The 23,479-nt window shown below is 70.7% G+C and carries 26 protein-coding genes; 15 read left to right on the top strand and 11 right to left on the bottom strand.

The genetic code is table 11. From position 1 onward, the window contains the following. Positions 1-109: 109 nt before the first annotated feature. Positions 110-538, bottom strand: coding sequence for a PPOX class F420-dependent oxidoreductase (locus IEZ13_RS33850; RefSeq protein ID WP_221245997.1), 429 nt, complete (start codon positions 536-538; stop codon positions 110-112). A gap of 115 nt (positions 539-653) precedes the next feature. On the opposite strand from IEZ13_RS33850, the gene IEZ13_RS33845 reads away from it, so the two are divergent. Next, the gene (locus IEZ13_RS33845; protein WP_229795379.1) at positions 654-2,534 is read left to right on the top strand and encodes a glycosyltransferase family 2 protein; all 1,881 of its coding nucleotides are present in this window, start codon (positions 654-656) and stop codon (positions 2,532-2,534) included. A 69-nt stretch (positions 2,535-2,603) separates the two neighbouring features. Here IEZ13_RS33845 and IEZ13_RS33840 read toward each other — a convergent pair whose 3' ends face one another. Continuing rightward, a complete protein-coding gene (locus IEZ13_RS33840; protein WP_183224994.1) occupies positions 2,604-3,506 on the bottom strand; it encodes an LLM class flavin-dependent oxidoreductase in 903 nt (300 codons plus the stop codon). Then, entirely contained in the window at positions 3,503-5,557 is a 2,055-nt protein-coding gene (locus tag IEZ13_RS33835; protein WP_183224995.1) for an LLM class flavin-dependent oxidoreductase, read from the bottom strand. The genes IEZ13_RS33840 and IEZ13_RS33835 overlap by 4 nt, the downstream gene beginning before the upstream one ends. Positions 5,558-5,737: 180 nt before the next feature. Here IEZ13_RS33835 and IEZ13_RS33830 point away from each other — a divergent pair, with 180 nt between their 5' ends. Beyond that, positions 5,738-7,255 carry a plasmid pRiA4b ORF-3 family protein gene (locus IEZ13_RS33830; protein ID WP_183224996.1) on the top strand — a complete coding sequence of 506 codons (1,518 nt, stop codon included), beginning with the start codon at positions 5,738-5,740 and terminating at the stop codon, positions 7,253-7,255. Positions 7,256-7,258: 3 nt separating this feature from the next. Here IEZ13_RS33830 and IEZ13_RS33825 read toward each other — a convergent pair whose 3' ends face one another. From IEZ13_RS33825 to IEZ13_RS33805, 5 genes are read right to left on the bottom strand one after another with little or no spacing between them, the layout of a single operon-like run. Next, positions 7,259-7,618 (bottom strand): hypothetical protein, encoded by a 360-nt coding sequence (locus IEZ13_RS33825; RefSeq protein ID WP_183224997.1) that lies wholly within the window; start codon positions 7,616-7,618, stop codon positions 7,259-7,261. A 26-nt stretch (positions 7,619-7,644) separates the two neighbouring features. Continuing rightward, positions 7,645-8,709, bottom strand: coding sequence for a hypothetical protein (locus IEZ13_RS33820; protein WP_183224998.1), 1,065 nt, complete (start codon positions 8,707-8,709; stop codon positions 7,645-7,647). Positions 8,710-8,757: 48 nt separating this feature from the next. Further along, on the bottom strand, positions 8,758-10,578 hold the full coding sequence (locus IEZ13_RS33815) for an ABC transporter permease (RefSeq protein ID WP_183224999.1): 1,821 nt from the start codon (positions 10,576-10,578) through the stop codon (positions 8,758-8,760). A 5-nt stretch (positions 10,579-10,583) separates the two neighbouring features. Continuing rightward, on the bottom strand, positions 10,584-11,306 hold the full coding sequence (locus IEZ13_RS33810) for an ABC transporter ATP-binding protein (protein ID WP_229795377.1): 723 nt from the start codon (positions 11,304-11,306) through the stop codon (positions 10,584-10,586). Further along, the gene (locus IEZ13_RS33805; protein WP_183225001.1) at positions 11,303-11,830 is read right to left on the bottom strand and encodes a PadR family transcriptional regulator; all 528 of its coding nucleotides are present in this window, start codon (positions 11,828-11,830) and stop codon (positions 11,303-11,305) included. The genes IEZ13_RS33810 and IEZ13_RS33805 overlap by 4 nt, the downstream gene beginning before the upstream one ends. Positions 11,831-11,907: 77 nt before the next feature. Here IEZ13_RS33805 and IEZ13_RS33800 point away from each other — a divergent pair, with 77 nt between their 5' ends. Beyond that, a complete protein-coding gene (locus tag IEZ13_RS33800) occupies positions 11,908-12,873 on the top strand; it encodes a hypothetical protein (RefSeq protein WP_189285763.1) in 966 nt (321 codons plus the stop codon). A 12-nt stretch (positions 12,874-12,885) separates the two neighbouring features. Here the strand turns inward: IEZ13_RS33800 and IEZ13_RS33795 are convergent, their stop codons facing one another. Continuing rightward, the gene (locus IEZ13_RS33795) at positions 12,886-13,923 is read right to left on the bottom strand and encodes a saccharopine dehydrogenase NADP-binding domain-containing protein (protein ID WP_183225003.1); all 1,038 of its coding nucleotides are present in this window, start codon (positions 13,921-13,923) and stop codon (positions 12,886-12,888) included. A 71-nt stretch (positions 13,924-13,994) separates the two neighbouring features. On the opposite strand from IEZ13_RS33795, the gene IEZ13_RS33790 reads away from it, so the two are divergent. Both IEZ13_RS33790 and IEZ13_RS47650 read left to right on the top strand, forming a co-directional pair. Next, positions 13,995-14,936, top strand: coding sequence for a helix-turn-helix domain-containing protein (locus IEZ13_RS33790; RefSeq protein ID WP_183225004.1), 942 nt, complete (start codon positions 13,995-13,997; stop codon positions 14,934-14,936). A 127-nt stretch (positions 14,937-15,063) separates the two neighbouring features. Further along, positions 15,064-15,198 carry a hypothetical protein gene (locus IEZ13_RS47650; RefSeq protein ID WP_260179524.1) on the top strand — a complete coding sequence of 45 codons (135 nt, stop codon included), beginning with the start codon at positions 15,064-15,066 and terminating at the stop codon, positions 15,196-15,198. A 524-nt stretch (positions 15,199-15,722) separates the two neighbouring features. Here the strand turns inward: IEZ13_RS47650 and IEZ13_RS33775 are convergent. Then, on the bottom strand, positions 15,723-16,568 hold the full coding sequence (locus IEZ13_RS33775) for a helix-turn-helix transcriptional regulator (RefSeq protein ID WP_183225005.1): 846 nt from the start codon (positions 16,566-16,568) through the stop codon (positions 15,723-15,725). 101 nt (positions 16,569-16,669) lie between these two features. Between IEZ13_RS33775 and IEZ13_RS33770 the strand changes: the two genes are divergently transcribed. Together IEZ13_RS33770 and IEZ13_RS33765 are read left to right on the top strand one after the other, a co-directional pair. Then, entirely contained in the window at positions 16,670-17,179 is a 510-nt protein-coding gene (locus IEZ13_RS33770) for an SDR family NAD(P)-dependent oxidoreductase (protein WP_183225006.1), read from the top strand. A gap of 18 nt (positions 17,180-17,197) precedes the next feature. Beyond that, positions 17,198-18,721 carry a recombinase family protein gene (locus tag IEZ13_RS33765; protein ID WP_183225007.1) on the top strand — a complete coding sequence of 508 codons (1,524 nt, stop codon included), beginning with the start codon at positions 17,198-17,200 and terminating at the stop codon, positions 18,719-18,721. Here IEZ13_RS33765 and IEZ13_RS33760 read toward each other — a convergent pair. Next, on the bottom strand, positions 18,701-19,087 hold the full coding sequence (locus IEZ13_RS33760) for a helix-turn-helix domain-containing protein (RefSeq protein WP_183225008.1): 387 nt from the start codon (positions 19,085-19,087) through the stop codon (positions 18,701-18,703). The two genes, IEZ13_RS33765 and IEZ13_RS33760, sit on opposite strands and share 21 nt — an antisense overlap. A 218-nt stretch (positions 19,088-19,305) precedes the next feature. Between IEZ13_RS33760 and IEZ13_RS33755 the strand changes: the two genes are divergently transcribed. The 8 genes from IEZ13_RS33755 to IEZ13_RS33720 all read left to right on the top strand — a co-directional run bounded on the left by IEZ13_RS33755 (position 19,306) and on the right by IEZ13_RS33720 (position 23,470). Continuing rightward, positions 19,306-19,563 (top strand): helix-turn-helix transcriptional regulator, encoded by a 258-nt coding sequence (locus IEZ13_RS33755; protein WP_183225009.1) that lies wholly within the window; start codon positions 19,306-19,308, stop codon positions 19,561-19,563. Then, positions 19,560-19,736 (top strand): hypothetical protein, encoded by a 177-nt coding sequence (locus IEZ13_RS33750; protein WP_183225010.1) that lies wholly within the window; start codon positions 19,560-19,562, stop codon positions 19,734-19,736. Before IEZ13_RS33755 ends, IEZ13_RS33750 begins: the two co-directional genes overlap by 4 nt. Further along, positions 19,733-20,065: a hypothetical protein gene (locus tag IEZ13_RS33745; RefSeq protein ID WP_183225011.1), complete on the top strand. Its 333-nt coding sequence runs from the start codon at positions 19,733-19,735 to the stop codon at positions 20,063-20,065. Before IEZ13_RS33750 ends, IEZ13_RS33745 begins: the two co-directional genes overlap by 4 nt. Further along, complete coding sequence (locus IEZ13_RS33740) at positions 20,065-20,277, top strand: hypothetical protein (RefSeq protein ID WP_183225012.1); 213 nt, start codon at positions 20,065-20,067, stop codon at positions 20,275-20,277. Before IEZ13_RS33745 ends, IEZ13_RS33740 begins: the two co-directional genes overlap by 1 nt. A 65-nt stretch (positions 20,278-20,342) precedes the next feature. Beyond that, positions 20,343-20,537 (top strand): hypothetical protein, encoded by a 195-nt coding sequence (locus IEZ13_RS33735; protein ID WP_183225013.1) that lies wholly within the window; start codon positions 20,343-20,345, stop codon positions 20,535-20,537. Further along, positions 20,537-22,252 (top strand): DNA cytosine methyltransferase, encoded by a 1,716-nt coding sequence (locus IEZ13_RS33730; protein WP_183225014.1) that lies wholly within the window; start codon positions 20,537-20,539, stop codon positions 22,250-22,252. The genes IEZ13_RS33735 and IEZ13_RS33730 overlap by 1 nt, the downstream gene beginning before the upstream one ends. Before the next feature lie 121 nt (positions 22,253-22,373). Continuing rightward, the gene (locus tag IEZ13_RS33725; protein WP_203834010.1) at positions 22,374-23,231 is read left to right on the top strand and encodes a deazapurine DNA modification protein DpdA family protein; all 858 of its coding nucleotides are present in this window, start codon (positions 22,374-22,376) and stop codon (positions 23,229-23,231) included. Further along, complete coding sequence (locus tag IEZ13_RS33720; RefSeq protein ID WP_183225015.1) at positions 23,228-23,470, top strand: hypothetical protein; 243 nt, start codon at positions 23,228-23,230, stop codon at positions 23,468-23,470. The genes IEZ13_RS33725 and IEZ13_RS33720 overlap by 4 nt, the downstream gene beginning before the upstream one ends. Positions 23,471-23,479 lie beyond the last annotated feature (9 nt).

The following is a 23,479-nucleotide window of genomic DNA, read 5'->3' as shown; positions in this document are numbered from 1 at the left end:
TCGCCGCCTTCAAGAAGCTCGCCGCCAACCCCATCTTCAACGTCAAGCTGAGCTGACAGAACATTGAGCCGCCACCCCACCCCGGGGTGGCGGCTCAATGCCATGTCGATCAGTCGGCGACCCCGCCGAAGGCCACGACGTGCTCGATCCGCAGGCGCAGCAGCAGCTCACCCTCGACCGCGTTGCGGGCGCCGTACCGGTCGGCCAGGTCGGCGCCCATGTACCGGTGCGCGATCCGGGTCGACCAGACCCGCATGTCGTCCAGGTCCGTGCTGACGGTCACGCTTCCCCGGACGGTGACGAACGCGTACGGCGGGGTCTCCTCGTCGACGCTGAGCGCGGCCCGCGGATCCCTGGCCAGGTTCCGGCCCTTCACCGACGACGCACCGGTGTTGAACACCAGATCGCCGCCGTCCAACACGAACCACACCGGCACCACGTGCGGTGACCCGTCGGCCCGGACCGTCGCCAGCTTCCCCGTCCGCGTCCCCGCGCCGAGGAACTCCCGCCACTCCGGCTCGCTCATCGTCTGCGCCACACCCGGCATTCTGCCCGGCGGATCGACCCGCCGCAGCCGGTGTCCGCTTCGCAATCTCCTCCGATTCCCGGATCGCCCGCCGATGGTGGCCCGACGATCGAGAACGGGGAGACATGTGACCGAACAATTGGTGGAGAGACGGATACCCGGTGCGCTCTACGGCCGAACGGCCACCGAGATCACCGGGCCTCTGCGGCCTACCGGAGGCCGGGTCCTGTACCGGCCCGCCTACTCGCGGCGCGACGACTGGACACTGCGCTCGCTCGGCGTGGCGCACGTCGTCGTGGCCGTGGTGCTCGGGGTGTACCTGCTGCTGCCGGGCAACCTGCCGGTGGTCGACGGGCTGAACCCGGTGATGGCCGCGCTCACCGTGACCGGACTCGCGGTGATGGTGATCATGCAGGTCATCGTCGGGCTGCGGACCTGCGTGCTGACGTTCTTCGCGGCCCGGGCGCGTGACCCGATCCCGATGACGCCGCCGCGCGGCATGCGGGTGGCCGTGCTCACCACGATCGTCCCCGGCAAGGAGCCGGTCGAGCTGGTCATGGCCACCCTGCGGGCGATGAAGCGGATCCGGCACGACGGCGTGCTCGACGTCTGGCTGCTCGACGAGGGCGACGACCCGGAGGTACGGCGCCGGTGCGCGCGGCTCGGCGTACGCCACTTCAGCCGCAAGGGGCACCCGGAGTGGAACCAGCCGTCCGGCCCGTACAAGGCGCGCACCAAGCACGGCAACCACAACTCCTGGCGGTCGGCGCACGAGAGTGACTACGACGTGGTCGCGCAGATGGACCCGGACCACGTGCCGTACCCGAACTTCCTGGAGCGCACGCTCGGCTACTTCGCCGACCCGGACACCGCGTTCGTGGTCGCCCCGCAGGTGTACGCGAACCTCACCGAGTCGTTCGTGGCCCGGGGCGCGGCCGAGCTGGCCTACCTGTTCCACGGGGTGATCCAGCGTGGCGGCAACGGGCTCGGCGCGCCGCTGCTGATCGGCACCAACCACCTGTACCGGCCGGCCGCGTTCAAGCAGATCGACGGCTACCAGGACTCCATCATCGAGGACCACCTCACCTCGATGGTGATCTTCGGGGCGGTCAACCCGGCGACCGGCAGCACCTGGCGCGGCGTCTACACGCCGGACATCATTGCGGTCGGCGAGGGCCCGGCGACGTACTCGGACTTCTTCAGCCAGCAGAAGCGGTGGGCGTACGGGATCTGGGAGATCGCCCGCGGCCACTCGCCGGCGGTCCTGCGCCGGCTGCCGAGGGTGAGCCAGCGGCTGTCCTTCGCCGCGTTGCAGACCCACTACCCCACCACCGCGATCTCCTGGGTCAGCGGCATCTTCCTGACCGGCCTCTACCTGGTCGGCGGAATCACCATCACCAAGCTGCCCGGTGTGCTGTGGGCCGCCCTGTTCCTGGCCAACATCGCGTTCGGGCTGGCGTTCATCCAATTCACCCGCCGGTTCAACCTGGTCGCCCACGAGCGTCGCTCGTGGGGTCTGTCCGGGATGGCGCTGGAACTGGCCACCGCGCCGGTCTACCTGGCCGCGGCGGCCGCCCAGCTGGCCGGACGGCCGCTGGCCTACGTGGTCACCCCGAAGGGCAAGGCGGCGACCGGTGACACCTGGCGCACCTTCCGGCCGCACCTGGGCTGGGCGGTCCTGAGCGCCGCCTTCATGGTGGCCGGAATCGCGCTGGGTCACACGTTCCTGTCGCTGTACCTGTGGGCGCTGCTGACCATCGTCACCTGCCTGGCCCCGGTGGCCCATCTGGCCCTGGGCCGGCGGTCGCAGGGCCGGCCGGTCACCGCGCGCAAGCACGTGGGCGAGCGGTTGATGGCCGCCGGCCTGCTCGACGAGTCGCAGCTCGGCGAGCTCCTGGACCGGCAGATCATCACCGAGGGCCCGTGGCAGAAACTCGGCGACCTGGCCGTCGAGGCCGGCTACGTGACGCCCGTCCAGCTGGACGAGGCGGTCCGGGCCGCCGCCTAGCGGTACGCGGATGGGCGAAGGCGGTGACCCGGTCCGGGTCACCGCCTTCGTGCTGTCCGGCGCAGCCGGTCAGGTTCGGTCCCGCTCGGCGGCGACCAGTTCGCGGGCCGCCGGGGCCACCTCCCCGGCGTAGGTGGCGATGACCGCGGGATCGTCGGTGGCCAGGATGAACGCGCTGACCCCGTGTTCCAGCGCCACCCCGGCGAGGTCCTCGGCCCACTGCTCGGGCGGGCCCTTGAGGAAGCCGGTGCCGGCCGGTGCGAAGGTGCCGTCGATGTTGAGCAGGCGGCGTACCGCGGCCGGTTCGCGGCCCGCCTCGACGGCCGCGCCGTCGATGTGCCGGTTGATCTCGGTGTAGCCCTCGATCCCGCCGGGCAGGTAGGACAGCGACGGCAGCACCCCGTCCGCGGCCCGGCCGATCAGGCGCAGCATGCGCGGCTTGTACGCGCCGACCCAGATGCTCATGTCGTGCGCCGGGGCGGGACCGCGTTTGGCCCCGGCCACCCGGTAGTACTCGCCGTCGAACCGGATCCCGCCCGGCGCGTCCGCGTCCCACACCTCACGGATCACCTGGATCGCCTCGTCGAGGGCGTCGACCGCCTGACCGGGGGTGAGGCGGCGCTGGCCCATGCCCTCGATGCCGTCCCAGAAGGCGCCCGCGCCGAGGCCCATCTCGATCCGGCCACCGGTGAGCCGGTCCAGCGCGGCGTGCGAGCGGGCCAGCACGGCGGGCGGGCGCATCGGCAGGCTCAGCACGTTGCCGCTGATCCGGATCCGTTCGGTACGGGCCGCGACGTACGACATGAGCGTCCACGTGTCGGCGAGCCGGGTCACGTACGGATGGTCCTGGAAGGTGACCAGGTCGAGCCCGGCCCGGTCGGCGGCGACGGCCGCGTCGACCGCCTGCCGCACCGGTTCCGCGGTAGGCGTGACGAAGACGCCGAAGAGCAGATCATGACCGTAGTCGGTCATCGCGTACCCCCAGGTTCAATGTTGAAGTTGTCGCGGAACAGGTTGCCGGGGTCGTAGCGGCGCTTGAGTTCCCGCAGGCGGGCCAGCGTCGCGGGCGGGAACGCGGCGTCCAGGACGCGCGCGCCCCGGCCGGTCTCGAAACTCAGGTAGAGGCCGTCGAAATGGTCGCGCAGCTCGGACCAGGCGGTGTCCAGGCGGCGCTCGTCGGCGCCCATCACGGCGACCGAGAAGTTGGCGGACCGGTGGGCGTAGGCGGTCGCGTCGGCCGGCACGTCGGCGACCGCCCCGCCGACGGTCCGGATCTGGAACCAGTGGGCGGCGCCGCTGTCCATCAGCCGGGCGGCCGCCTTGGCGAATTCCGGGGTGAGGTGGTCGACCAGCGCCGACCGGGAGACCGGCTCGCCGTGCCCGTCGTGGCCGGCCGGGGAGGCGTTGGCCATGATCCCGGCGTACGGGGTGAGCACCACGTTCTGATCGTAGAGCGGCCCGACCGCGGCGACCGGCTGAAGCCGGCCGACGATGGTCTGCGGATCGTCGGATTCCACGACCGCGGCGAGCTGGGCGATCCTCGGCTGACCGCGGCGCGCAGGGCCCATGATCAGCTGGCCGGACAGGTCCCGGGGCGCCTCCTCGATCGCCCGTCCCCAGTGGACCAGCAGTTCGGCCGGGTCGTCGGCGCCGACCGCGAGCTGCGCGAATCCGACGTTGCCCACCTCGTCGGCCTCGAACTCGAAGGCGGTGACCACACCGAAATTGCCACCGGCGCCGCGGACCGCCCAGAACAGGTCCGGGTTCTCCCGGTGCGACGCCCGGACCCGGCCACCGTCGGCCAGGACCATCTCGGCGGCGACCAGCCGGTCGATGGTCAGGCCGTGCTTGCGGGCCAGCCAGCCGATGCCGCCCGCGGTGGCGAGCCCGCCGACACCGACACCGCCGTAGTCGCCGGAGGTGATCGCCCAGCCGTGCGGGGCCAGCCGCTGGGCGACGTCCATCCAGCGGGCACCGGGGCCGATCCGGACCAGGCGGCGCGACTCGTCCAGGATCTCGATCCCGTCCAGGGCGGCGACGCTCACCACCAGCCCGCCGTCGTTGGTGGAGCGGCCGCTGATGCCGTGACCGCGGCTGCGCACGCCGAACGGCAGGTGCGGGTGGGCGCGGGCGAAGGCGAGCGCGTCGGCGACCTCGGCCACGGTGCGCGGGCGCAGCACCAGGCCGGGTGCGCCGCCGCGCATGTAGGTGGAGCGGACCCGCTGGTAGCCGGGGTCGCCGGGTTCGACGGCGAGTTCGGCCAGGGAGCCGGGGATCGCGTCGTACTCGATGCCGGGGCGGCGCTTCGACCGTACCGATGCGGGTTTGGCGACGACCGGAAGCGGATGTGGCAGCAGACGGGCGACCGCTTCCCGGAGCTCGCCCGCCGCGAAGCGGCCGAGATCGGCCGGATCCGAGATCGGGACCAGGAGGGTGTCGGCGCCGTGCTCGATGACGGCTTCGAGCAGATCACCGAGACCAGAATCCAGGGGTACGACGACCGCGCGCCGCTTCTCCCCCGGCAGGTCCGGCGCGGCCCGCAGCTCGGCGGGCGTCCCGGCGAACCAGCCGTCGGCGAGCGGAAGCGGACCGGGCCCGGTGACCGCGATCGGGATGTGGTGGGCCGGCGCCGGACCACGCTGGGCGCCCGGAATGCGAAAACGCGGTCCCGGGTGGCGCAGCGGCCCGGGCCGGGCGGTGTCGTGAAGGCCGCGAATGATCTCGATGGCCTCGGTGAGGACGTCCGGCTCGCCGGTAAGGGCGAGTTCCAGGCGACCGCCGGAAAGCAGATCGAGGGCGGCGGCCGAGCGGGCCAGCACGGCGGGATCGAACTCGGGCACGGCGAGGCCGACGGCCAGCAGGCGGATGCCGGTGGTCCGGCCGGCGATCCAGCTCAGCGTGGTCCACGCGTCCGGGCCGGTGACCGCGACCAGGTCATAGCCGGCGGCCTCGGCATGTGGCGCGACATCGGCGGCGCCGGAGTTGACGAGCGCGCCGATCCGGAGGCGATGCCTCAGCTTCATCGCGATGCCCTTCGAACGGGTTGACGGGTCCACTGAATGGTTGCGCCGGATGGCGGAAGGCGGCTCGTCACCCGGGGGCCGGGCGCCGTGATCCGTATCACCGGCCGCGGCCGGAAGCGGATCACCCCGTCCGGGTGACACCCCGCGACCCGAGATCTCGGCATCCGGCAGGATGATCTGATGAGCCCTGTCAGCCGTGGCCGCAAGAAGAGATCCCGGAGCACCGGACAGCGCGTCGTGCGCCAGGTCCAGGCCGGTCCGGTCACGTGCGACTGTCCGGACTGCTCCGGCGAGCAACTCCAACCGCTCGCTCTCGTCGCGGACCTGCTCGACGACGGTGGCCCTCTCCTCGACATCGAGGAGGCCGTCGAGGCGGAGTTGTTCGCCGCCGGCCTGCTGGCCATGGGCGACCTGGCCGGTGCGGGTTTCGCCGAGGCTGTCGCCGCCGTCATCGTGCCGGAGCTGGAACGGACCGCCACCCCCGCCGCGCTCGCCGTGCTGCACGCGATCGCCCTGGTCGACGACGGAACCGCCGCCGCCGGGGCCGCCGCCCGCCTGGAACCGGCCGGCCTGCGTGCGCCACGGTGGCTGGCCGAGGCGCGCACGCCGGTGACGCCCGGCGTCTACCGGCGCTTCGCCGAACCGTCCGGGCAGGTGTCGTCGGTCCTGCTCGGCACGTTCGAGCGGGCCGGGCGCATCGACGGTTTCGCGGTCAACATCGACGACAGCGACTGCCACGCCGCCGTCGACATCGTGCTGTTCCCCGGTGAGGCTTTCGAGCAGGTCGTCGCCACGATCGAGGACAACGCCCGCGAGCACGGGCTGCCGATCACCGGCGCCCACCTGGATCCGGCCGAGTTCCGCTGGCAGACCGAGCGGGCCCTGTCCGCCCGCGCCGCCCATGACGCCGACCTCGGCCCGGACGAGATCGCCGCGGAGTACGAGGACGGCGACGAACCCGGCTACCACCAGCTCGCCGTGCTCCTGCGGGCGCGGGTGCACATCCTCCCCGAGCCGTCGCGCCCGCCGGCCGAGCACCTCGACGACGAGATCGAGCTGTTCACCCGCATAGCCACGAAGACGTCGCCGCGACGGCGGGCACCGGGTGCGAAGCTGCCGGCGAAACGGAAGAAGTCCGACGGCCCGGCGCCGGTCTTCCAACTCAAGGTGGGTCTGCGGGACGCGAAACCGCCGATCTGGCGGCGCCTGGAGGTCCCGGCGGACACCGGCCTGGCCGACCTGCACACGATCATCCAGGTCGCCTTCGACTGGGACGACAGCCATCTGCACGCCTTCGAGACCGGGTACGGCACGTTCGGCGTCGCCGACCCGGAACTGGATCATCAGGCCGAACGCCCGGTGACCCTGGAACAGGTGGCGGCCGGCGCCGGTGGCCGGATCCGGTACACCTACGACTTCGGTGACGGCTGGGAGCACGACATCCTGGTGGAGAAGGTGCTGGAACGGGGCTCGGAGACGTACCCGAGATGCACCGGCGGCCGTCGTGCCGCCCCGCCGGACGACTGCGGCGGTATCTGGGGCTACCAGCGACTGGTCGAGATCCTCGCTGATCCCGCCCACCCCGCACACGCGGAGATGCGCGAGTGGCTGGGCCTCGACCACGCCGACGAGTTCCAGCCGGCCCGATTCGACGCCGCGGAGGTGTCCCGTTCACTGGCCGCCAGGTTCAAGCGCTGACCGTCAGCTCTCGGCGACCGGCCGGAGCCAGGCGGGCGCCGCGCCGCCGCGCTCCATCACCGCGATGCCCTCCAGCATCTCGGTGAGCCGGCCGGGGGTCAGCCCGGTCCCCCGGCCGGTGTAGACGCCGTCCTCCTTCGCGGAGAACCACACCACGGTGACCTCTGCGCGGGCGCCACGGAAGAGGGTCACGACGGCTTCGAGGTGATCGCCGGAGATGGTCAGCATCCAGATGTGTTGAAGCTCGTCGCCGTCGAGCGGTCCGTCGAGTTCGGTCTGGATCGGACTGTCCCGGCTCGCGGCCCAGGCGCCCATGGCGGCCCCGAGCTGATGGTCCCGGCTGTAATGTGAATCACCGCGCATGACCGAGAAGTTAGACCCTCCGCCGCTCAAACCGGCCGCCCCGTCGGCGTGTCGACATTTACCGGAACCACATCGTCCGGCAACACATCGTCCGGCAACACGTCATCGGGCACCGCGTCGTCGGCGACCACGTCATCGGGCACCGGCTCCGGCAGGGGCGGCTCGGGTGTCCTCCGGAACCGGTCGATGCAGGCCACCCGGATCGCGACAGGCAGCGGCAGGTACATCGACAGGAGCAGCAGCCCGGCCATGTTGATGCCGGGGTTGGTGGGCAACGCCGTGGTCTCGTCGGCTGAATACGGGTAGAGCGGCGGCTTCTCGACGGTGTCGAACATGATCAGGTAGAAGGCGACGAAGGAACAGACCGCCACGAGCATGCCCCATTTGACGGCGCCGGACTGTCCCGGCCGCAGTCTGAGGGTCACGGCGAACATCAGGACCAGCACGGCCAGGATGACGACCGTCGACCGTCCGGTGAACCAGCCGTCCGGCCAGCTCCCGACGACCTCGGCCGTCTCCGGCCCGCTCGTGACCCACTCCCGCACCCGGGCGGTGAGGACGCCGGCCACGGCGACGACCATCGTGGCGACGATCAGGACCGTCCGCTCGTGCCGCCGGCCGAAAGACAGCAGGCACCCGATCAGCGCCAGCAGGCCCAGCACCATGATCGCCGAGGTGAACCCGTCGGCGCCGGTCTCCGCCAGCATCCGGCCGGACACATCGGATCGTCGCTCCCACACCCGCGGAGCCCAGCCCTGATGCGCCTGCTCCTCGCGGCGCAGCACCCGCAGCAGCAGCACCGTCCAGACGATCAGGGTACCGGCCGAGGCGACCAGGCCCGCGACGGTCGCCGCCCGGCGGAACCGCACCGGCCATGTCGCGACCGCGTACGCCAGCAGCGCCGCACCGGCGAACCACAGGAACGCGGCACCCCCGATATCGGTCAGGCTCTCCTCGACGAGCGTGTATCCGGTGGCATCGGTGCGTGACCTCCACCAGTCGGCCTGGGCCAGCGGCCAGAGCAACCCGCCGGTGATCAGAACCGTGATCAGGACGCCGTAACGGAACGTGCGGGGATCTTCACGGACCATGCCCGACACGGTAGCGGGGCGTCGCCAGCGTCCGATACCGACGTTGAGTCAGTCCCGCAACGCCTCGGTGACCGGCCGCCGCCCGCCGAGCCGCGCCGGAACCGCAGTGAGCGCACCCACCACCAGCACCGTTCCGGCCACCACGATCGCCAGCTGCGGAAACGACGGCGGCGTGGCCCGGTCCCCGTCGCCACCGGTGGCCCGCATGATCGCGGCGAAAAGCAGGTATCCACACGGGAAGACGCCGAGGATCGCACCGCCGAGCGCGGGCAGCACCTGGGCAGTCCCGAGCGCCGCGCTCACATCCCCGGGCGTGGCGCCGAGCGCGCGGGCCAGCGCCGACGAACGCCGGTTGTCCAGCACGGTCGCCCAGGTGATCACGACGGCGTTGACCGCGGTGAGGCATAGCAGGATGACCGTCCACACCAGCAGCACCCGGCGCAGCGCCGCCACCTGGAACCCGGTGTATCCAGCCACCATCGCGTCCCCGGTGAGGAACCCGTCCAGGATCAGCGCCACGTAGATGCCGCTCACGGTGACGGCGATGGCGGCGACGGCCAGGAGCGCCCGTCGCGGTCGCCGGGCGGTCACCCGCAGGGCGAGGAGCAGGGGTACGGGCATGCGCGCGGAAATCCTGATCAGCCAGCCGATCCGGCGGGGCGGCCGGGGCGTGTCCGCGAGCGCGCCGACCGTGCTGGTTCTCGCCGCCCGCAGTGCCGGGACGGTGGTGGCCAGAACCGCCACACCCAGGGCCACGGCCGTCACCACCCCAGCCGTCGTCACCGTGAGCGACGGCGTGCCGGCGGTGCCGAGCAGCCCGGCGCCCGGTTCGGCGAGCAGCGGCGCGGCCAAGGTTCCGATCGTCAACCCGGCCGCGGCCGCGATCAGGGCGACCAGCAGGTACTCGGCCAGCAGCACGGCCGCGACCAGGCCCGGGGTGCCGCCGACCGCCTTGAGCAGGCCGACCCGGCGGGTCTGGTCCGCCATCCGCCCGCCGACCAGCACCGCGAGACTGGCCGTGGCGAGCAGGCCGAGCAGCCAGGCGCCGATCATCAGCAGGATCTGCGAGTCACGGGCCAGTTCGGTGGCCTCGTCACGGATCTCCGGCCAGGACACCATGCCGACCGGGACTGGTGCGCCGTCGAGATGCCGGTCCACGAACGCACGCGTCTGCTCCGGGTCGGCCAGTCGCGCGCTCACCACGTACCGTGATGAATCTGTCTCGGCGGTGAGGCCGCGCGCGTCCGCCCGGGTGACCCAGACCAGGCCCGGATTGCGCAGCAAGCCCTCCGGCAACGATCGGTCCTCCGGGACGGCGCCGTGCAGACAGCCCTCGTCGACCAGGCAGGTCACGGCCGGATACGGCGCCATCGCGGCGGTGACCGCGGTTCCGGCCACCCGGAACGACCGGCCGCCGAGGGTGACCTGATCGCCGGGCCGGACTCCCAGGGCGTCGGCGAAGGCCGCCTCCAGGACGGCTCCGCCGTCACTCACCCAGGCGCCCGCGACGACGGCGGGTTGATCGACTGCCGCGGCTTCCGCGTCGCGGCCGATGACCTGCACATCAGAGGTACGCCCGGAGGAGTCCAGCCGTGACGCGACGACCGGGTACGGGCCGCCGGTCGCCACGATCGCCGGGTCCCGCACGACTTCGGCGACGGCGGCCAGATCGGCGAAGACGACGACATCCGGACCGTGGGTCGCCTCCCGGGTCTGCCGGTAGGGGTCGCTCGCGGCGTCACGCAGCACCAGTCCGAGGGTGAGTGTGCTGGTGGCGGCGAGGATGGCGAGGAGCAGGAGGACGGCTTCGGCCGGGCGTCGGCGCAGATCCCGGACGGCGAGGCGGGTGACGAGAAGCAGGCGGCCCACGGTTCTCAGTCCTCCAGGCGGACGAGGCTGCCGAGCCGTCCACTGGTGCCGCCGGTGAGCCGGGTCTCGTCGATGAGCACGCCGTCCCGCATCGAGAGGAGCCGGTCGGCGGTGGCCGCGATCCGCGCGTCGTGGGTGACGATGACCAGCGTCTGCCCGGCCTCGTGCAGGCTGCCGAAGAGTCGCAGCACGTCGAGGGTGGCGGCGCTGTCCAGATTGCCGGTCGGCTCGTCGGCGAGCACCACCGCGGGCTCGTTGGACAGCGCCCGGGCCACCGCGACCCGCTGCCGCTGACCGCCGGAGAGTTGCGACGGCAACGCCCCGGCCCGCCCGGCGAGACCGACCCGGTCCAGCAACTCGGTGGCGCGACGGCGTGCGGCCCGCGGGGAACGGCCGGCCAGCAGGGCGGGCATCTCCACGTTCTCCACCGCGGTCAGCTCGTCCAGCAGATGGAAGGACTGGAAGACGAAACCGATGCCGGTACGCCGGAGCCGGGCCAGCGCCTTCTCACCGAGATTGTCGATCCGGCGGCCGTGCAGCTCGATCCGGCCACCGGACGGCCGGTCCAGGCCGCCGAGCAGGTGCAGCAGGGTGGACTTGCCGCAGCCGCTGGGGCCCATGACGGCCACCGTCTCGCCGGCCATGACGTCCAGATCCACCCCGTCCACCGCCCTCTCGCCACCGCCGTAATGCCGGCGCAGGTCACGGGCGCTCAAGACGACGGTCACGATCCGCTCCTCCGGTGGGTCCAGGTCCGTTCGCATGCCTCCAGCCAGCGGAGGTCCGCCTGCAACCGGAGGACGACGCCCTCGAGCAGCAGCGCCGCGGCCGAGTGCTCCGGCTCGGCCATGGCGGCGCGCTGGGCGTCGCGCAGCCGGCGCAGCAGCTCACGGCGCTGGGTGTCGACGATGGCCAGCGGGTCGGCCAGCCCGGCGGCGGCCGCGGCGATCAGCTTCAGGTGGAACTCGGCCAGGTCGGGCTTGGGCCAGCTCGTCTCGGCGATCCACGCGGCGACCCGCTGCTGGCCGTCGGGGGTCAGCGCGTACACCTTGCGGTCCGCCCGGTCGGCGCCGTCGGCGGACCGCTCCGCGGTGAGCAGGCCGGCCCTTTCGAGGCGGGTCAGCGTGACATAGACCTGACCGGCGTTCATCGCCTCGCCGAGCGGCCCGAGCGCGTCGCGCAGCCGGGCGCGCAGCTCGTAACCGTGGGAAGGCTCCTTGGCGAGCATCGCCAGAACCACTTCCTGTTGCATGCCACCCCCTGGGGATAACCGTTAGCCATTGTGTCTAACGGTTATCCCCCGCCTCCGTCAATACGTTAGGCTGGCGCGTGTCGCATGTGGAGACGTTGGGCGTGCTCGCGCACCACGGAGGCCTGATCGTCGACCGGCCCGAGATGACCGTCGGCGTGGTGCGCGCGATCTCCCGGCCCACCGGCCTGGAGCTGGACCTTCTGGCGCGCCGCCCGCTCGACCGGCGCAGCGGCCCCGAGCGGCAGGCCGACATCAGGGCCGGCCGGTTCACCCCGCCCGCCCCGCGCCGGCTGCTGCCGGACCACGACGAGGGCATGGACCTGCGGATCGCCTGGCTCGACCCGTCCGGGCGGGCGCAGTGGCAATTCGGCGGCTCGCGGTCGTCCTGGAGCGGCGACCACTACGAGGGTGTCGAAGGGCCGAGCATCCGCGCCGGCCTGATACTGCCGCCGCTGTTCGACCGGGCGCCGGTGGTGTTCGCGTGGCCGGAGATCGGATTCCCGGAGACCGTCGTGGAGCTGCCACTGCCGGACCGGGCAACGGTCGAGCGCGGCGCCGTCCCGATCTGGGTGGCGCCGTTCGACGTCCGGCAACCGCCTTCACCGCTGCGGAGCCGTACCGGCGAATTCTGTCACCAGACGCCACACATCGAAGCCGGGCGGATCATCGCCGGCCCCCGGGTCCTGAACCGTGACGGCCGGGTGGCCGTCGTCCTCAACCGGCTCACCACGGTCGGCGGGATCCTGTCGCTGGAGATCCTCAGCGTGGCCCACGGCGAACCGGCGCGGGCGGCGAGCGCCGACGCCTTCCCCGGCGGGCGCCCTGGACGCGGTCCGGGCGCCGCGGTCGCGATCCTGCACGACCGGGAGGCGGTCTGGCCGCCCGCGCACGAGAGCGCGGCCGGGGGCGGCGACACCGAGTTCCGGTCCACCGCCGAATTCCTGGTGGACCGGCCCGACAGCGACACCCTCACCCTGGTGATCGCCTGGCCGGTGGCGGATCTCCCGGAGGTCTGTGTGGACATTCCCCTCGACCCGGCCTGACGTCCCCTTTCCTCAGCTGCCGGTCCTCTCGGCGGGAGCCTGGATGGTCAGGTTGTCCGCCAGGGCGTCCAGGAAGTCGCGGGCGTCGAAGGCCGCGCCCGCCGACACCACGCCGACCGCCTTCGACCGGCCGGTGAGCAGACGGGCGACGGCCTCGACCGCGAGCGGTGCGGTGATCGCGTAGATGTCCCGGCCCGCCGCAGACATCCGGCGCTCCTCGCCACCGGAACGGACGACCACGTCGACCACGAACGTCTGCGCCGACCGGCCATGATCGTCCACAGCGATCGGTGCCGACGTGGCGGCGGCCAGGTCGGCGACCGCCACCGCGGTCATGTAGGTGCGCACCTCCGGGACGTCGAGGTGGCTGGGCACGGTGACCACGTCGGCCATGGTGAACTCGCCGATCACCGGCTGCGTGCCGAGCACTCCGGGGAAGGTCCACTCCAGGCTCGGCAGGACGTCGTCGTGGTACCGCAACTCGCCGCCGGTGAACCGGACCCGGCGGCCACCACGGCGCTGTCCCGAGACGGTGCCCGAGGCCAGCGTCCCGGCCGTGGGGTGCCAGCTGCTCAGCCCGTACGCGACGTGCACCTCATCGGCGGCCGTCCACTCCCCCATCGTGGCGGTGACCAACAGGTCGCCCAGGCCACCGTAGAACGCCATCGCCGGAACCACCGGAACACCCGCCGCCCGTGCCCGTTCGGCGAAGAGAGTGAACGTGTCGGCGTTCGCCTCGATCTCCGCGGCCACGTCGACATACGGGATACCGGCCCGCAGAGCCGCCTCGACCAGCGGTCCGGCGGTCTCCGCGAACGGCCCCGCGCAATTGATCACGGCGGCCGCACCGGCCAGCGCGAGGTCCAGCGACGCCGGGTCGCCGACGGTCGCCTGCCGCGCCTCGCCCCGCCCCATGGCCCGCAGCCGGTCCAGATCACGGCCGATGAGCAGCGGTTCGTACCCCCGCTCCCGCAGCTCCGCCACCACGAACCGCCCGGTGTGCCCGTACGCCCCGAAAACCGCCACACTCGCGTCCATCCCGTTTCCCATGCCCAGAATCCTGTCCTGGCACCGAGAGCCGAACCAGTGTCCGGAACGACAAGCACCGTACAATTTCCGACATGAACTCCGTCGCTGTCGCCGCCACCGACGGCATGCTGCATTTCGAGATGGCGCTGGCGTACGAGGTCTTCGGCTCCAAACCGGACGCCGTCCCCGGCCCGTGGTATGAGGTCACCGTCTGCGGCACCCACCCGGTGCGGGCCGGCCGCTTCCTGGTCGAACCCGACCACGGCCTGGAGCACCTGGCCACCGCCCACACGGTGATCGTCCCGGCGCTGGCCGACGTGGAGGCGGACCCGCCCGCCGACCTGGTCCACGCGGTCCGGGCGGCTCACGAGGCCGGCGCCCGGGTGGTCTCGTTGTGCACCGGCGTCTTCGTCCTCGCCGCCGCCGGCCTGCTCGCCGGCCTGCGCGCCACCACCCACTGGGCGCACACCACCCAACTGGCGACCCGATACCCGGAGATCGAGGTGGACCCCGACGTTCTGTATGTCGACAACGGCCGGGTCCTCACCTCCGCCGGCAAGGCCGCCGCCATGGACCTGTGCCTGCACCTGGTCCGGCACGACCACGGCTCGACGGTGGCCAACATCGTGGCCCGCCGCCTCGTCGTCCCACCGCACCGGGCCGGAGGTCAGGCCCAGTTCGTGTCCACCCCGGTGCCCGCGCAGGACGGCCACCCCCTCACCGAGTTGCTGGTCTGGGTGATGGAACGGCTGGACCGGCCGCTGACCGTCGAGGACCTGGCCCGCCGCGCGAACCTGAGCTCCCGCCACCTGGCCCGCCACTTCCACACGATCACCGGCACCACCCCGCTGCAGTGGCTGCACACCCAGCGCATCCGCCGCGCCCAGGAACTCCTGGAGTCCACCGACGACAGCATCGAGTCGATAGCCACCGCGGCCGGCATGGGAACGGCCACCACACTGCGCCGCCACTTCCACCGCACGATCGGTGTGCCGCCGGACGTCTACCGCCGCACCTTCCGCACCACCCCCTGATCCCATCCACGCACGACCAGCACCCCGGGACCGTCAGTGCTCCCGCGAGGGCCTGAGCCGGCACTCCGGGTGAGAGTTGTCGATCGCGGTTGGCCGTCGGGCGCCGGCATCGCGGCGGTCAGGGTAGGTGGCCGGTGACGCAGGGGTCGTTCGGGTCGATCCTGGCGAGGATGCGGAGTACTCCAACATCGGCGTCAACATGGTCCTGCTGATCCTCGCTGCCGTCGTGGCGTGGGGCCGGTTCGGCCCGTACTCCTTCTGATCTCACATCCGCCCTGCAGTCCCGCTACGCAGGTCGCCGCCGGCGACCTCACGGTCACCACCGCCGACACCCCGCCCCGGGATCGTCGGCGCTACGGCCAACCGGCACGACTCGCCGTTGCGACGCGACTCCTTCGAAGCGTGCAGCATCCAGCTGCGGTGCCTCTGACCTGGGCAGGTCACCTCGACCGCAGATCACGGCAGCAAACGCTGCCAGGATCTGCTCGACGAGATCGGCTTCGACGCCGAGACGCCAAGCGAGGGCGTGCCCGCCCCGGTCCAGGCCGACAAGCGCGTGCCCGCCCCGGTCCAGGCCGGCAAGCGGCGGCCGAGCGGACGAATCAGTCGGCGAGTGCCCGAACATCAAAGCCGGACGCGGCCAGACCGGACGGTCCGAGACCAGGCACCGCAAAGCCGGGCGACGCAAAGTCGGACAGCGCAAGACCAGGCGCCACGAGGCCGGGCGACGCGAGACCGGGCGACGCGAGACCGGACGACGCGAGACCGGACGGGGTTCCTAACCGGTCATACGGCGCGCAGCGCGCCTGGTCGGCGGCCGGACAGCCGGTCCAGCGCCACCCTTGTGGCCTCGTCGGCCGGGAGATGGACGATCAGCCGCTGCTCATCCGCATCCGGCAGGTCCAGCACCTCGAACGCGAGCCGCAACAGACCCACCTCGGGATGGGCCAGCAACTCCACACCGGACCGCTCCGGGAAGCCACCCGGCGCCGCCATCCGCTCGGTGAACTCGGCCCCGACCAGCACCGTGAGATCACCGGCCAGCTCCACCGCATGCGGATCTCCGCGGCGCACCTCACTCTTGAGCTGGGCGATGTGGCCTTCGGCCACCCGGCCCCAGTCGGGGAACACATCACGAGCCCGCGGATCCACCATGACGAACCGAACGATGTTGTGCCGGCGCCCGTCGAAGAGCCCGACCGGCCGGAACAACGCGTCGTATCCGCTGGTGGCGGCCAGCACGTCACCGAGCCGGTTGAGCACCACGGCCGGACCTGGCTCCAGTCTGCCGAGCAGCGCACGAACGGTCGGCCTCACCTCGGTGCCCGGCATGTGCCCGGCTGGGCACATCACCCCGGACGCGGCCTTGCCTAGCCAGCGCAGATTCTCCCGGTCGGCCCGGCTGAACCCCAGCGCGGTGGCGAGCGCGTTGAGCACCTCGGGCGATGGACGCTGGTCGCGGCCCTGCTCGAGCCGTGTCAGATAATCCACACTGACGCCGGCCAGAGTGGCCACCTCGCTGCGGCGCAACCCCGGCGTCCGCCGGCGTGGCCCGGCCGGAAGTCCCACCTCCGCCGGCGTGGTCGCCTCTCGCCGCTCCCGCAGGAATCGCCCCAGTTCGTTGTCGCTCACGCCTCGACGTTAGCCAATTCCCCCTCCCGCAGCCTGGCCCTGCCGGGGCTAGGATCGACCGGGCCTCCCTCCCGGCAGCCGACCGGGGCAGGGTGGTTCCCATGGATCTGGGACTGAACGGCCGAACCGTGATCGTCACCGGCGCGACGGGCGGGCTGGGTGAGCCGATCGCCCGCCGGTTCGCCGCCGAGGGCGCCGACGTGGCGATCACCTACCACGATGCCGCCGACGCGGCCGCCAAACTCGCCGCCGACCTGGGTGGGCGCGCTTTCCGGTTCGAGCTGGGCGACCCGGCCTCGGCCCGTGACCTGGTCGAGGGCGTGTTGGCCTGGACCGGCCGGGTCGACGTGCTGGTCAACAACGCGGTCCGCTGGGGCTCCGCCGAGCCCGACCACACCGGCGGGTTCGAGAGCGCACCGGACGATCTGTGGCTTCGGGTGCTGCGCGACAACATCGAGGGCGCCGTGGCACTGACCAGGCTCGTCACCCCACACATGCGCGAGAGCGGTTGGGGCCGCCTCGTGCACGTGTCATCGTCGATCGCCTCACACGGCATGGCCGGCGGGGAGTATTACGGGGCGGCGAAAGCCGTGCGTGACATCAGGGTTTAGTGGTCTTACCGTGGGCTCATGCCCACCGCTGACCTCTACGCCCGCAAGAGCAACAAGGACGCCGGCCGATCCGCAGCCCGCCAGGAACGCCTGTGGCGCGCCGACTGCGACGCAGAGGGGCTGACGCCGGGTCGAGTCTTCGCCGACCCCGACCTCTCGGCGTCGCGCTACTCGTCGAAGCAGCGACCCGACTTCGAGGCGCTCACCGAACACATCCAGAATCAGCGCTGCGAGATGGTGTCGCTGTGGGAGACCTCGCGCGGCACCCGCCGAATGATCGAATGGGTGCGGTTTCTGGATCTCTGCCGGGACATGGGCGTCCTCATCCGCATCTTCGACGAAGACGACCCCGCAACATACGACCCGCGCCGGCCACGTGACCGTGAAGCCCTGTTGAAGGAAGGCATCAAAGCGGAGTCGGAAGTCGAACGTCTCAGTTCGAGGGTCCGGTCGGGGGCCACTGAATCCGCTCGCGAAGGCCGCCCGCACGGCCCGCTGCCGGACGGGTACAAGCGGATCTACGGCGCGCCCACCGATGCCAGCGTTTCCGAGTCCGGACATCGGCGCCGTGAGATCACGCAGGTGATCGATGAGGACCGCGCCTGGATCTACCGGGCTGCTGCCGAAGGACTACTCAACGGTGTTCCCGCCAATACCCTCGCCAGGATTCTCATGGCGTTTGGGGTGCCCACCGCCAACGGTGGCAAACGGTGGCAGGGCAACGTCATCTGGGATGCCCTGCTCAAGCCGAGCATGGAGGGCCATCGTGAACGCAACGGTGTCATCGTCGCCCACCATGCGTGGCCGGCGATCCTTGATTCCGACACTGTGGCCAGGTTGAGGCATCTGCGAGGCGGGTCCCGGCCGGTGCGGAACCACGGTGATGCCCGGCTGAAACACATGTTGTCCGGGGGGATGCGCTGCGGCGCATGCCGGAAGCTGTCGATGGCGGGTTTCAACGGTGGCCGGCGCAAGGACGGCATGGGGGGCTACCGGTGTGACAGCAATCGTGGTGGCTGTAGTGGGGTGGCCGGGCCACGTCCGCCGATCGATGATGTCGTCACCGCCATGGTGGTGGAACGGCTGCGACGGCCGGATGCGTGGGCGGTATTCGTTCCGCAGCCGGAGGATGAAACGAAGATTGCTCGCGCGCAGGCGGAGTTGGACGCGCTTATCGCGCGGAAGGACGAGCTGCACGCTGCGGCGGCAAAACCGGACGGTCCGAGTATGGCGTTGGTGGCTGCCACTGAACGGGAACTGCTTCCGAACATTGACGCCGCGTCGGCCCGCGTGAAGGAACTCCGTAAGCCGCCGGCATTACGTGGGTATGATCCTTTGCACCTGGCTGGGCACTGGTCCACGTATTCGGTGGGTGAGCGGCGGGCCGTGGTGATGGCTCTTGCCGAGGTTGTGTTGTCGCCGGTCGGCAGGGGCAACATCAAATGGACGCCTTGGCGTCTTGCTGAGTCGCGGTGGCACGGCGATTCGCGGACGTGGGGCGATCTATGGCGGGCTGGAGGCCTAGCTGGCGTCGGTGGCTGATTTCGACCTGGCGCGAAGGTAAACGAGGTAGTCGATCCACTGTTGTTTGTCGGTGTCGCTGACGCGGGGGTCCTCGAGGATGTCGAGGACCTCTTTGATTTTGGGTGGTAGTGGTGCGAGGGGCTGGATCTCGTCGAGGGTGAGGTAGCCGAGGCTGACGGCGGCTTGGCGGGGGTCGATGTTCAGGGAGCGGCAGAGGGCGCGGACGTGGTCGGCGTCGGGGGTGTCGGTGAGTCCGCGTTCGATGCGGCTGATGGTGGCGCGGCTGACGCCGGAGTGGGCTTCGAGTTCGTCTTGTGACCAGCCTTTGGTCTTGCGGCCGTCTTGGACGAGGCTGCTGAAGCTCGGCACATCTGCGTCACGCATGACGCAACGATAGTGGAGTCCGGCCGGGATCGTGTGCATTCGGATCACCCCGTGCATGAGTGATGCAACGCCGAAGCGCCCCTGGTCACCGTCACAGTACCAGTCCACGTACGACATCAGACTGCCAATCCATCGATCAATAAGGATGCGCAGGCCACGGACGGGGCAACTCCTGCATCACTATTGACGCAACACCCAAACAGCGGCATGCTTGCGGCATGAGTGACGCAAAGAGGCGCTCGCACTGCATCACCAACGATGCACCGCCCCGCCTGCACGTCAACAAGGCGCTCTTCGAAGACGCGCTCAAAGCCAAAGGCGCCACCACCGGCGACGCGCAAGCCCAGCTACTCGGAACCACCCGCCGCAACGTCGACCACTACCTCGCCGGCCGCATCGAGCCCAAACTCACCACCGCCCGCCGGATCGCCGCCCGCCTCGGCCGCGACATCGACGACCTGTGGCCCGCCGCATGATGGCCGTCCTCGACGCCGAAACCCGCCGCATGGTGCAGATCGCCGTCGCCGAGGCGCCCGCGCTCACCACCGGCCAGATCACCACACTCCGGCGGATCGTCAAGCCCGAGCAGTTGATTGCCACACAAGCGGCGCAACACGCAGCGACCCAGCCGGCGAGGTGGGCCGCATGACCCGCCTCAGCGTCCGCGTCCCCGTTGACGGTGCCGCCGTTCACAAGTTCATCGATGACGTCCAGGCCGGGCGCCTCTGCTTCCCACTTCCCGACGTGGCCCCTGTCGCAGGGATCGGCCTGGCCTCCCTTGTCGCAGCCTGCCGTGAACGCGTGGTCGCGCACATCGACTACGACGACACGCTCAGCATGACCCGGGAGCAGGTTCAGGACCTTCTCCACCGGCTCGGCCCGGATGGCGACCTTACCGACGATGCGCTGGCCGAGGCGTTTCTCCGTGATCAGTTGCAGCCGGACCGGCTGAATCGGCGCCTGTGGGCGGTGAAGTGATGACCGCCCCGACTACCGCCGACGCCCGTGTCGCCTCCTGGCCGTCGATCACCCGCGAGGCCGGCACCATCTACCAACTGCAGTCCGGCGGCTACCTGGTCGAGGTCGGCGGCGACTACCCGGTGTTCCACGCGGACGAGGACGACGCCCGCCGGTTCCTGCGCGCCCTCGGGTTTCCGGCCGGCGGCCCTGTCCGCAACTTCGGCTCCTAGACGCGAAAACGGCTCCCCTGCCCGGGAGCCGCTCCTATCCACCCTCAGCCATGAGATGAGGATGAATGTCCTATCACGATAGCCGCACGCTGACGATGCCGCCCACGGCACCCGCCCACATTGGCACGGTCTGTGACTGCGGCACCACCTGCTGCCCCGACTACGTGGTCCACGACCGGCAGCGGCGCGCCTCCGAGTCCGACTGGATGCGCCAGGCGCGGCAGCCGGCCAACTGGACGCTTGCAAGCGAGGCGGCCTGATGCTGCGCGTCTACGACGAGTTCGCCGGTGTCGGTGGCACCAGCCACGGCGCCTCTTACGTGCCCGGTGTCGAGATCTACGCGGCGGCCAACCACGACAAGCATGCCGTCGACTCGCACACCCTGAACTTCCCCGGCGCCAGGCACTTCCAGGCCGACATCACCAAACTGCCTGTCGACAAGATGCCGTACGCGGAACTGTTCTCCGCCTCGCCGGCCTGTCCTGCCTGGACCGACGCGAACGGTGTCCGCCGCGATTTCGACCGGGCCAACGCCGAGGTGCAGACCCTGTTCGAGGTGGCCGAGACCGAACCGGATCCGAAGCTGAAGAAGCGCCTCGAGGAGTACAAGCGCTCGCGGCTGCTGATGAAGGAAGTCCCCCGCTACCTGCGGGCGATGATCGAGCGTGGCAAGCCAGTGCTGGCGGGAATGATGGAGAACGTCATCCAGTGCCGCAAGTGGCACGAGTGGGACGACTGGTTCAACGAGATTGTCAAGCTCGGCTACGAAATCCGGATCATCGCGTTCAACTCCATGCACGCCCAGCCAGTTCGCTCGTTGCAGGCCCCACAGTCCCGCGACCGCCTGTACCTCGCCTACTGGCACAAGAGCCTCGGCCGGCGCCCGGACTTCGACAAGTGGCTGCGCCCGCACGCCTGGTGCCCGTCCTGTGACGAGCAGGTCCAGGCGGTGCAGGTGTTCAAGAAACCCGGCAACGACATGGGCCGATACCAGCAGCAGTACGTTTACGTCTGTCCTCGCGTGTCATGCCGGGGCCAGCTGCTTCGCCCGGAGACGCTGCCCGCGCTGGCAGCGATCGACCCGACGATTCCGGGCACTCGCATCGGGGACCGGGCGAAGCTGAAGATGGACCCGCTGGCCGAGGCGACGCTGGACCGGATCCGGGCTGGTGTTCGCCGGTATTGGGCGCCGCTGATGGTGCCGGTCGAGGGCCGGGACGGCAAGAAGGCGCTGCCCGCGTCGGAGCCGCTGCGTACGCAAACGTGCCGCAACGAGACGGGGTTTGCGTTCCCGCCGTTTCTGGCGCCGGCTGGTGGGACGTGGCGGGACAAGCCGACATCGTCTCTGGACCCGATGCCGACCCGGACAACCCGCGAGTGTGACGGGGTGGCGTCGCTGCCGCCGTTCATCACGCCGCTGCGTGGTGGCGGGGACAAGGAACGTGCCCGGTCGGTTCAGGATCCGCTGACCACTGTCACCGCCTCCGGTAACCATCACGGGCTGGCGCTGCCGCCGCTGGTGATGCGGAACAACACGGCCCGCGGTGACGCCGGGTATCTGTCGACGCCGGCCACCGAGCCGGTTCGTTCGATCACGACGGCGGGGCATCAGTCGCTGCTGGTGCCTTACTACGGGGCGTCCACATCGGCGATCCCGGCGTCCGGGCCGATCGGCACGTTGACGACGAAGGACAAGTATGCGGTCGCCACACCAGATCTAGATGCGCTGGCCAGCGGTCTCGACTTGGATGACGTGCTATTTCGCATGCTGGAGCCCCACGAGATCGCGCGGGCGATGGCGTTCGACCCGTCCTACCAGACCTCGGTCAAGGACAAGCGGACAAAGGTCAAGTTGTTCGGGAACGCGGTCACCGCACCAGTCGCCGAAGTCATCATGTCCGCGCTCGTCGAGTGCATCACCGGTGAGGACCTGGACCGCTTCGTCGAGCCGCGCGAGCTGGCGGTGTCCGCATGAGCGCCCACCGGTGGTGGCGTGCGTGGCGAATTCGCCGTAGCCGCAAGAACGTGCCGCCGTACAGCGTGGCTGAGCTGGCGGAACTGATCGCTGAGGTTCGCCGGCCGACCGGAGGCCAGTCGTGAGTGACCTGTGCTTCTACCTCGGTACCCATCAGCCGCACTGGCTGGCATCACCTGCACTCCCCCGCGACGCCAACCTGTTCATCTCCCACCGCCGCCTCGCCGGCCGCAAGTCGCTGCCGAAGGCGCGGGTGCGGTGGGCGCTTGATTCCGGCGGCTTCTCGGAGTTGTCGATGTTCGGGGAGTGGCGGACCAGCCCGGCCGAGTATGTGGCTGCGGTGCAGCGGTACGACGACGAGATCGGCTTGCTGGGATGGGCGGCGCCTCAAGACTGGATGGCAGAGCCGTTCATGCTGGCGAAGACGGGCCTGTCGGTGGAGGAGCATCAGCGGCGGACGGTCGCGAACTTCCTGGAACTACGGGCGATGTGGCAGGCCATCGACCCATCGGACGAGTTGCGGTCGGCTCCCGAGTTCTGTGTGTTCATGCCTGTGCTGCAGGGCTGGCGGCTTGCCGACTATTTGCGGTGCGCGGACATGTACGCCGACGCCGGGGTGGATCTGACCCACTTTCCGGTGGTCGGCGTGGGATCGGTGTGCCGGCGGCAGGCTACGGATGAGATCGGTGAGATCTTCGAAACTCTGTCCGTGTTGGACATCGACATGCACGGCTTCGGTGTGAAGTCGGTCGGGCTGCGCCGGTATGGCCGCTACCTGTCGAGCGCGGACAGTATGGCCTGGTCGTTTCAGGCGCGGCGTGCCGAGCGGCTGCCGGGATGCGTCGGGCACAAGAACTGCGCCAACTGTCTCCGTTACGCGCTCAAGTGGCGGGCGGAGATGCTCGGCTCGCTCGCCGGTCAGGAAGAGGCGTTCCAGCCTGCCTTGCCGTTGTGGGCGGGGACGGGGGCAGCTGCATGATTGCCGCCGTCATCGTTGCCTTCCTGGTTGGTGCGCTCGTGGGCCGCTTGGTCACGCGCCGCCGCGCCTATCTGGTGTGCCAGCGGCAGGCACTCGTGGACAACGCGTTCCGGCCTGCCATCTCGGACGGCTTCAATCCGGTGCCGCCTCGCCAGCGTCGCCGCTCCCCTGATTCGCAGCCGCTGTGGCAGCAGTTTTCCGACCGGGTGCGCCCGGTGTTTCACGACGACCGCCGCTAGCCGACGGAC

Source organism: Actinoplanes campanulatus (genome assembly GCF_014647795.1).
Lineage (GTDB): Bacteria > Actinomycetota > Actinomycetes > Mycobacteriales > Micromonosporaceae > Actinoplanes > Actinoplanes campanulatus.
This window is presented reverse-complemented; position numbering and strand designations above follow the sequence as displayed.

Bases quoted from the DNA above. Each gene is read 5' to 3' on its own strand.
- IEZ13_RS33750 (WP_183225010.1), top strand. From the start codon at position 19,560: ATGATGGCCGTCCTCGACGCCGAAACCCGCCGCATGGTGCAGATCGCC.
- IEZ13_RS33825 (WP_183224997.1), bottom strand. From the start codon at position 7,618: ATGCGCGGTGATTCACATTACAGCCGGGACCATCAGCTCGGGGCCGCC.
- IEZ13_RS33835 (WP_183224995.1), bottom strand. From the start codon at position 5,557: ATGAAGCTGAGGCATCGCCTCCGGATCGGCGCGCTCGTCAACTCCGGC.
- IEZ13_RS33745 (WP_183225011.1), top strand. From the start codon at position 19,733: ATGACCCGCCTCAGCGTCCGCGTCCCCGTTGACGGTGCCGCCGTTCAC.
- IEZ13_RS33820 (WP_183224998.1), bottom strand. From the start codon at position 8,709: ATGGTCCGTGAAGATCCCCGCACGTTCCGTTACGGCGTCCTGATCACG.
- IEZ13_RS33805 (WP_183225001.1), bottom strand. From the start codon at position 11,830: ATGCAACAGGAAGTGGTTCTGGCGATGCTCGCCAAGGAGCCTTCCCAC.
- IEZ13_RS33765 (WP_183225007.1), top strand. From the start codon at position 17,198: ATGCCCACCGCTGACCTCTACGCCCGCAAGAGCAACAAGGACGCCGGC.
- IEZ13_RS33770 (WP_183225006.1), top strand. From the start codon at position 16,670: ATGGATCTGGGACTGAACGGCCGAACCGTGATCGTCACCGGCGCGACG.
- IEZ13_RS33755 (WP_183225009.1), top strand. From the start codon at position 19,306: ATGAGTGACGCAAAGAGGCGCTCGCACTGCATCACCAACGATGCACCG.
- IEZ13_RS33760 (WP_183225008.1), bottom strand. From the start codon at position 19,087: ATGCGTGACGCAGATGTGCCGAGCTTCAGCAGCCTCGTCCAAGACGGC.
- IEZ13_RS33720 (WP_183225015.1), top strand. From the start codon at position 23,228: ATGATTGCCGCCGTCATCGTTGCCTTCCTGGTTGGTGCGCTCGTGGGC.
- IEZ13_RS33735 (WP_183225013.1), top strand. From the start codon at position 20,343: ATGTCCTATCACGATAGCCGCACGCTGACGATGCCGCCCACGGCACCC.
- IEZ13_RS33840 (WP_183224994.1), bottom strand. From the start codon at position 3,506: ATGACCGACTACGGTCATGATCTGCTCTTCGGCGTCTTCGTCACGCCT.
- IEZ13_RS33730 (WP_183225014.1), top strand. From the start codon at position 20,537: ATGCTGCGCGTCTACGACGAGTTCGCCGGTGTCGGTGGCACCAGCCAC.
- IEZ13_RS33795 (WP_183225003.1), bottom strand. From the start codon at position 13,923: ATGGGAAACGGGATGGACGCGAGTGTGGCGGTTTTCGGGGCGTACGGG.
- IEZ13_RS33830 (WP_183224996.1), top strand. From the start codon at position 5,738: ATGAGCCCTGTCAGCCGTGGCCGCAAGAAGAGATCCCGGAGCACCGGA.
- IEZ13_RS33740 (WP_183225012.1), top strand. From the start codon at position 20,065: ATGACCGCCCCGACTACCGCCGACGCCCGTGTCGCCTCCTGGCCGTCG.
- IEZ13_RS33790 (WP_183225004.1), top strand. From the start codon at position 13,995: ATGAACTCCGTCGCTGTCGCCGCCACCGACGGCATGCTGCATTTCGAG.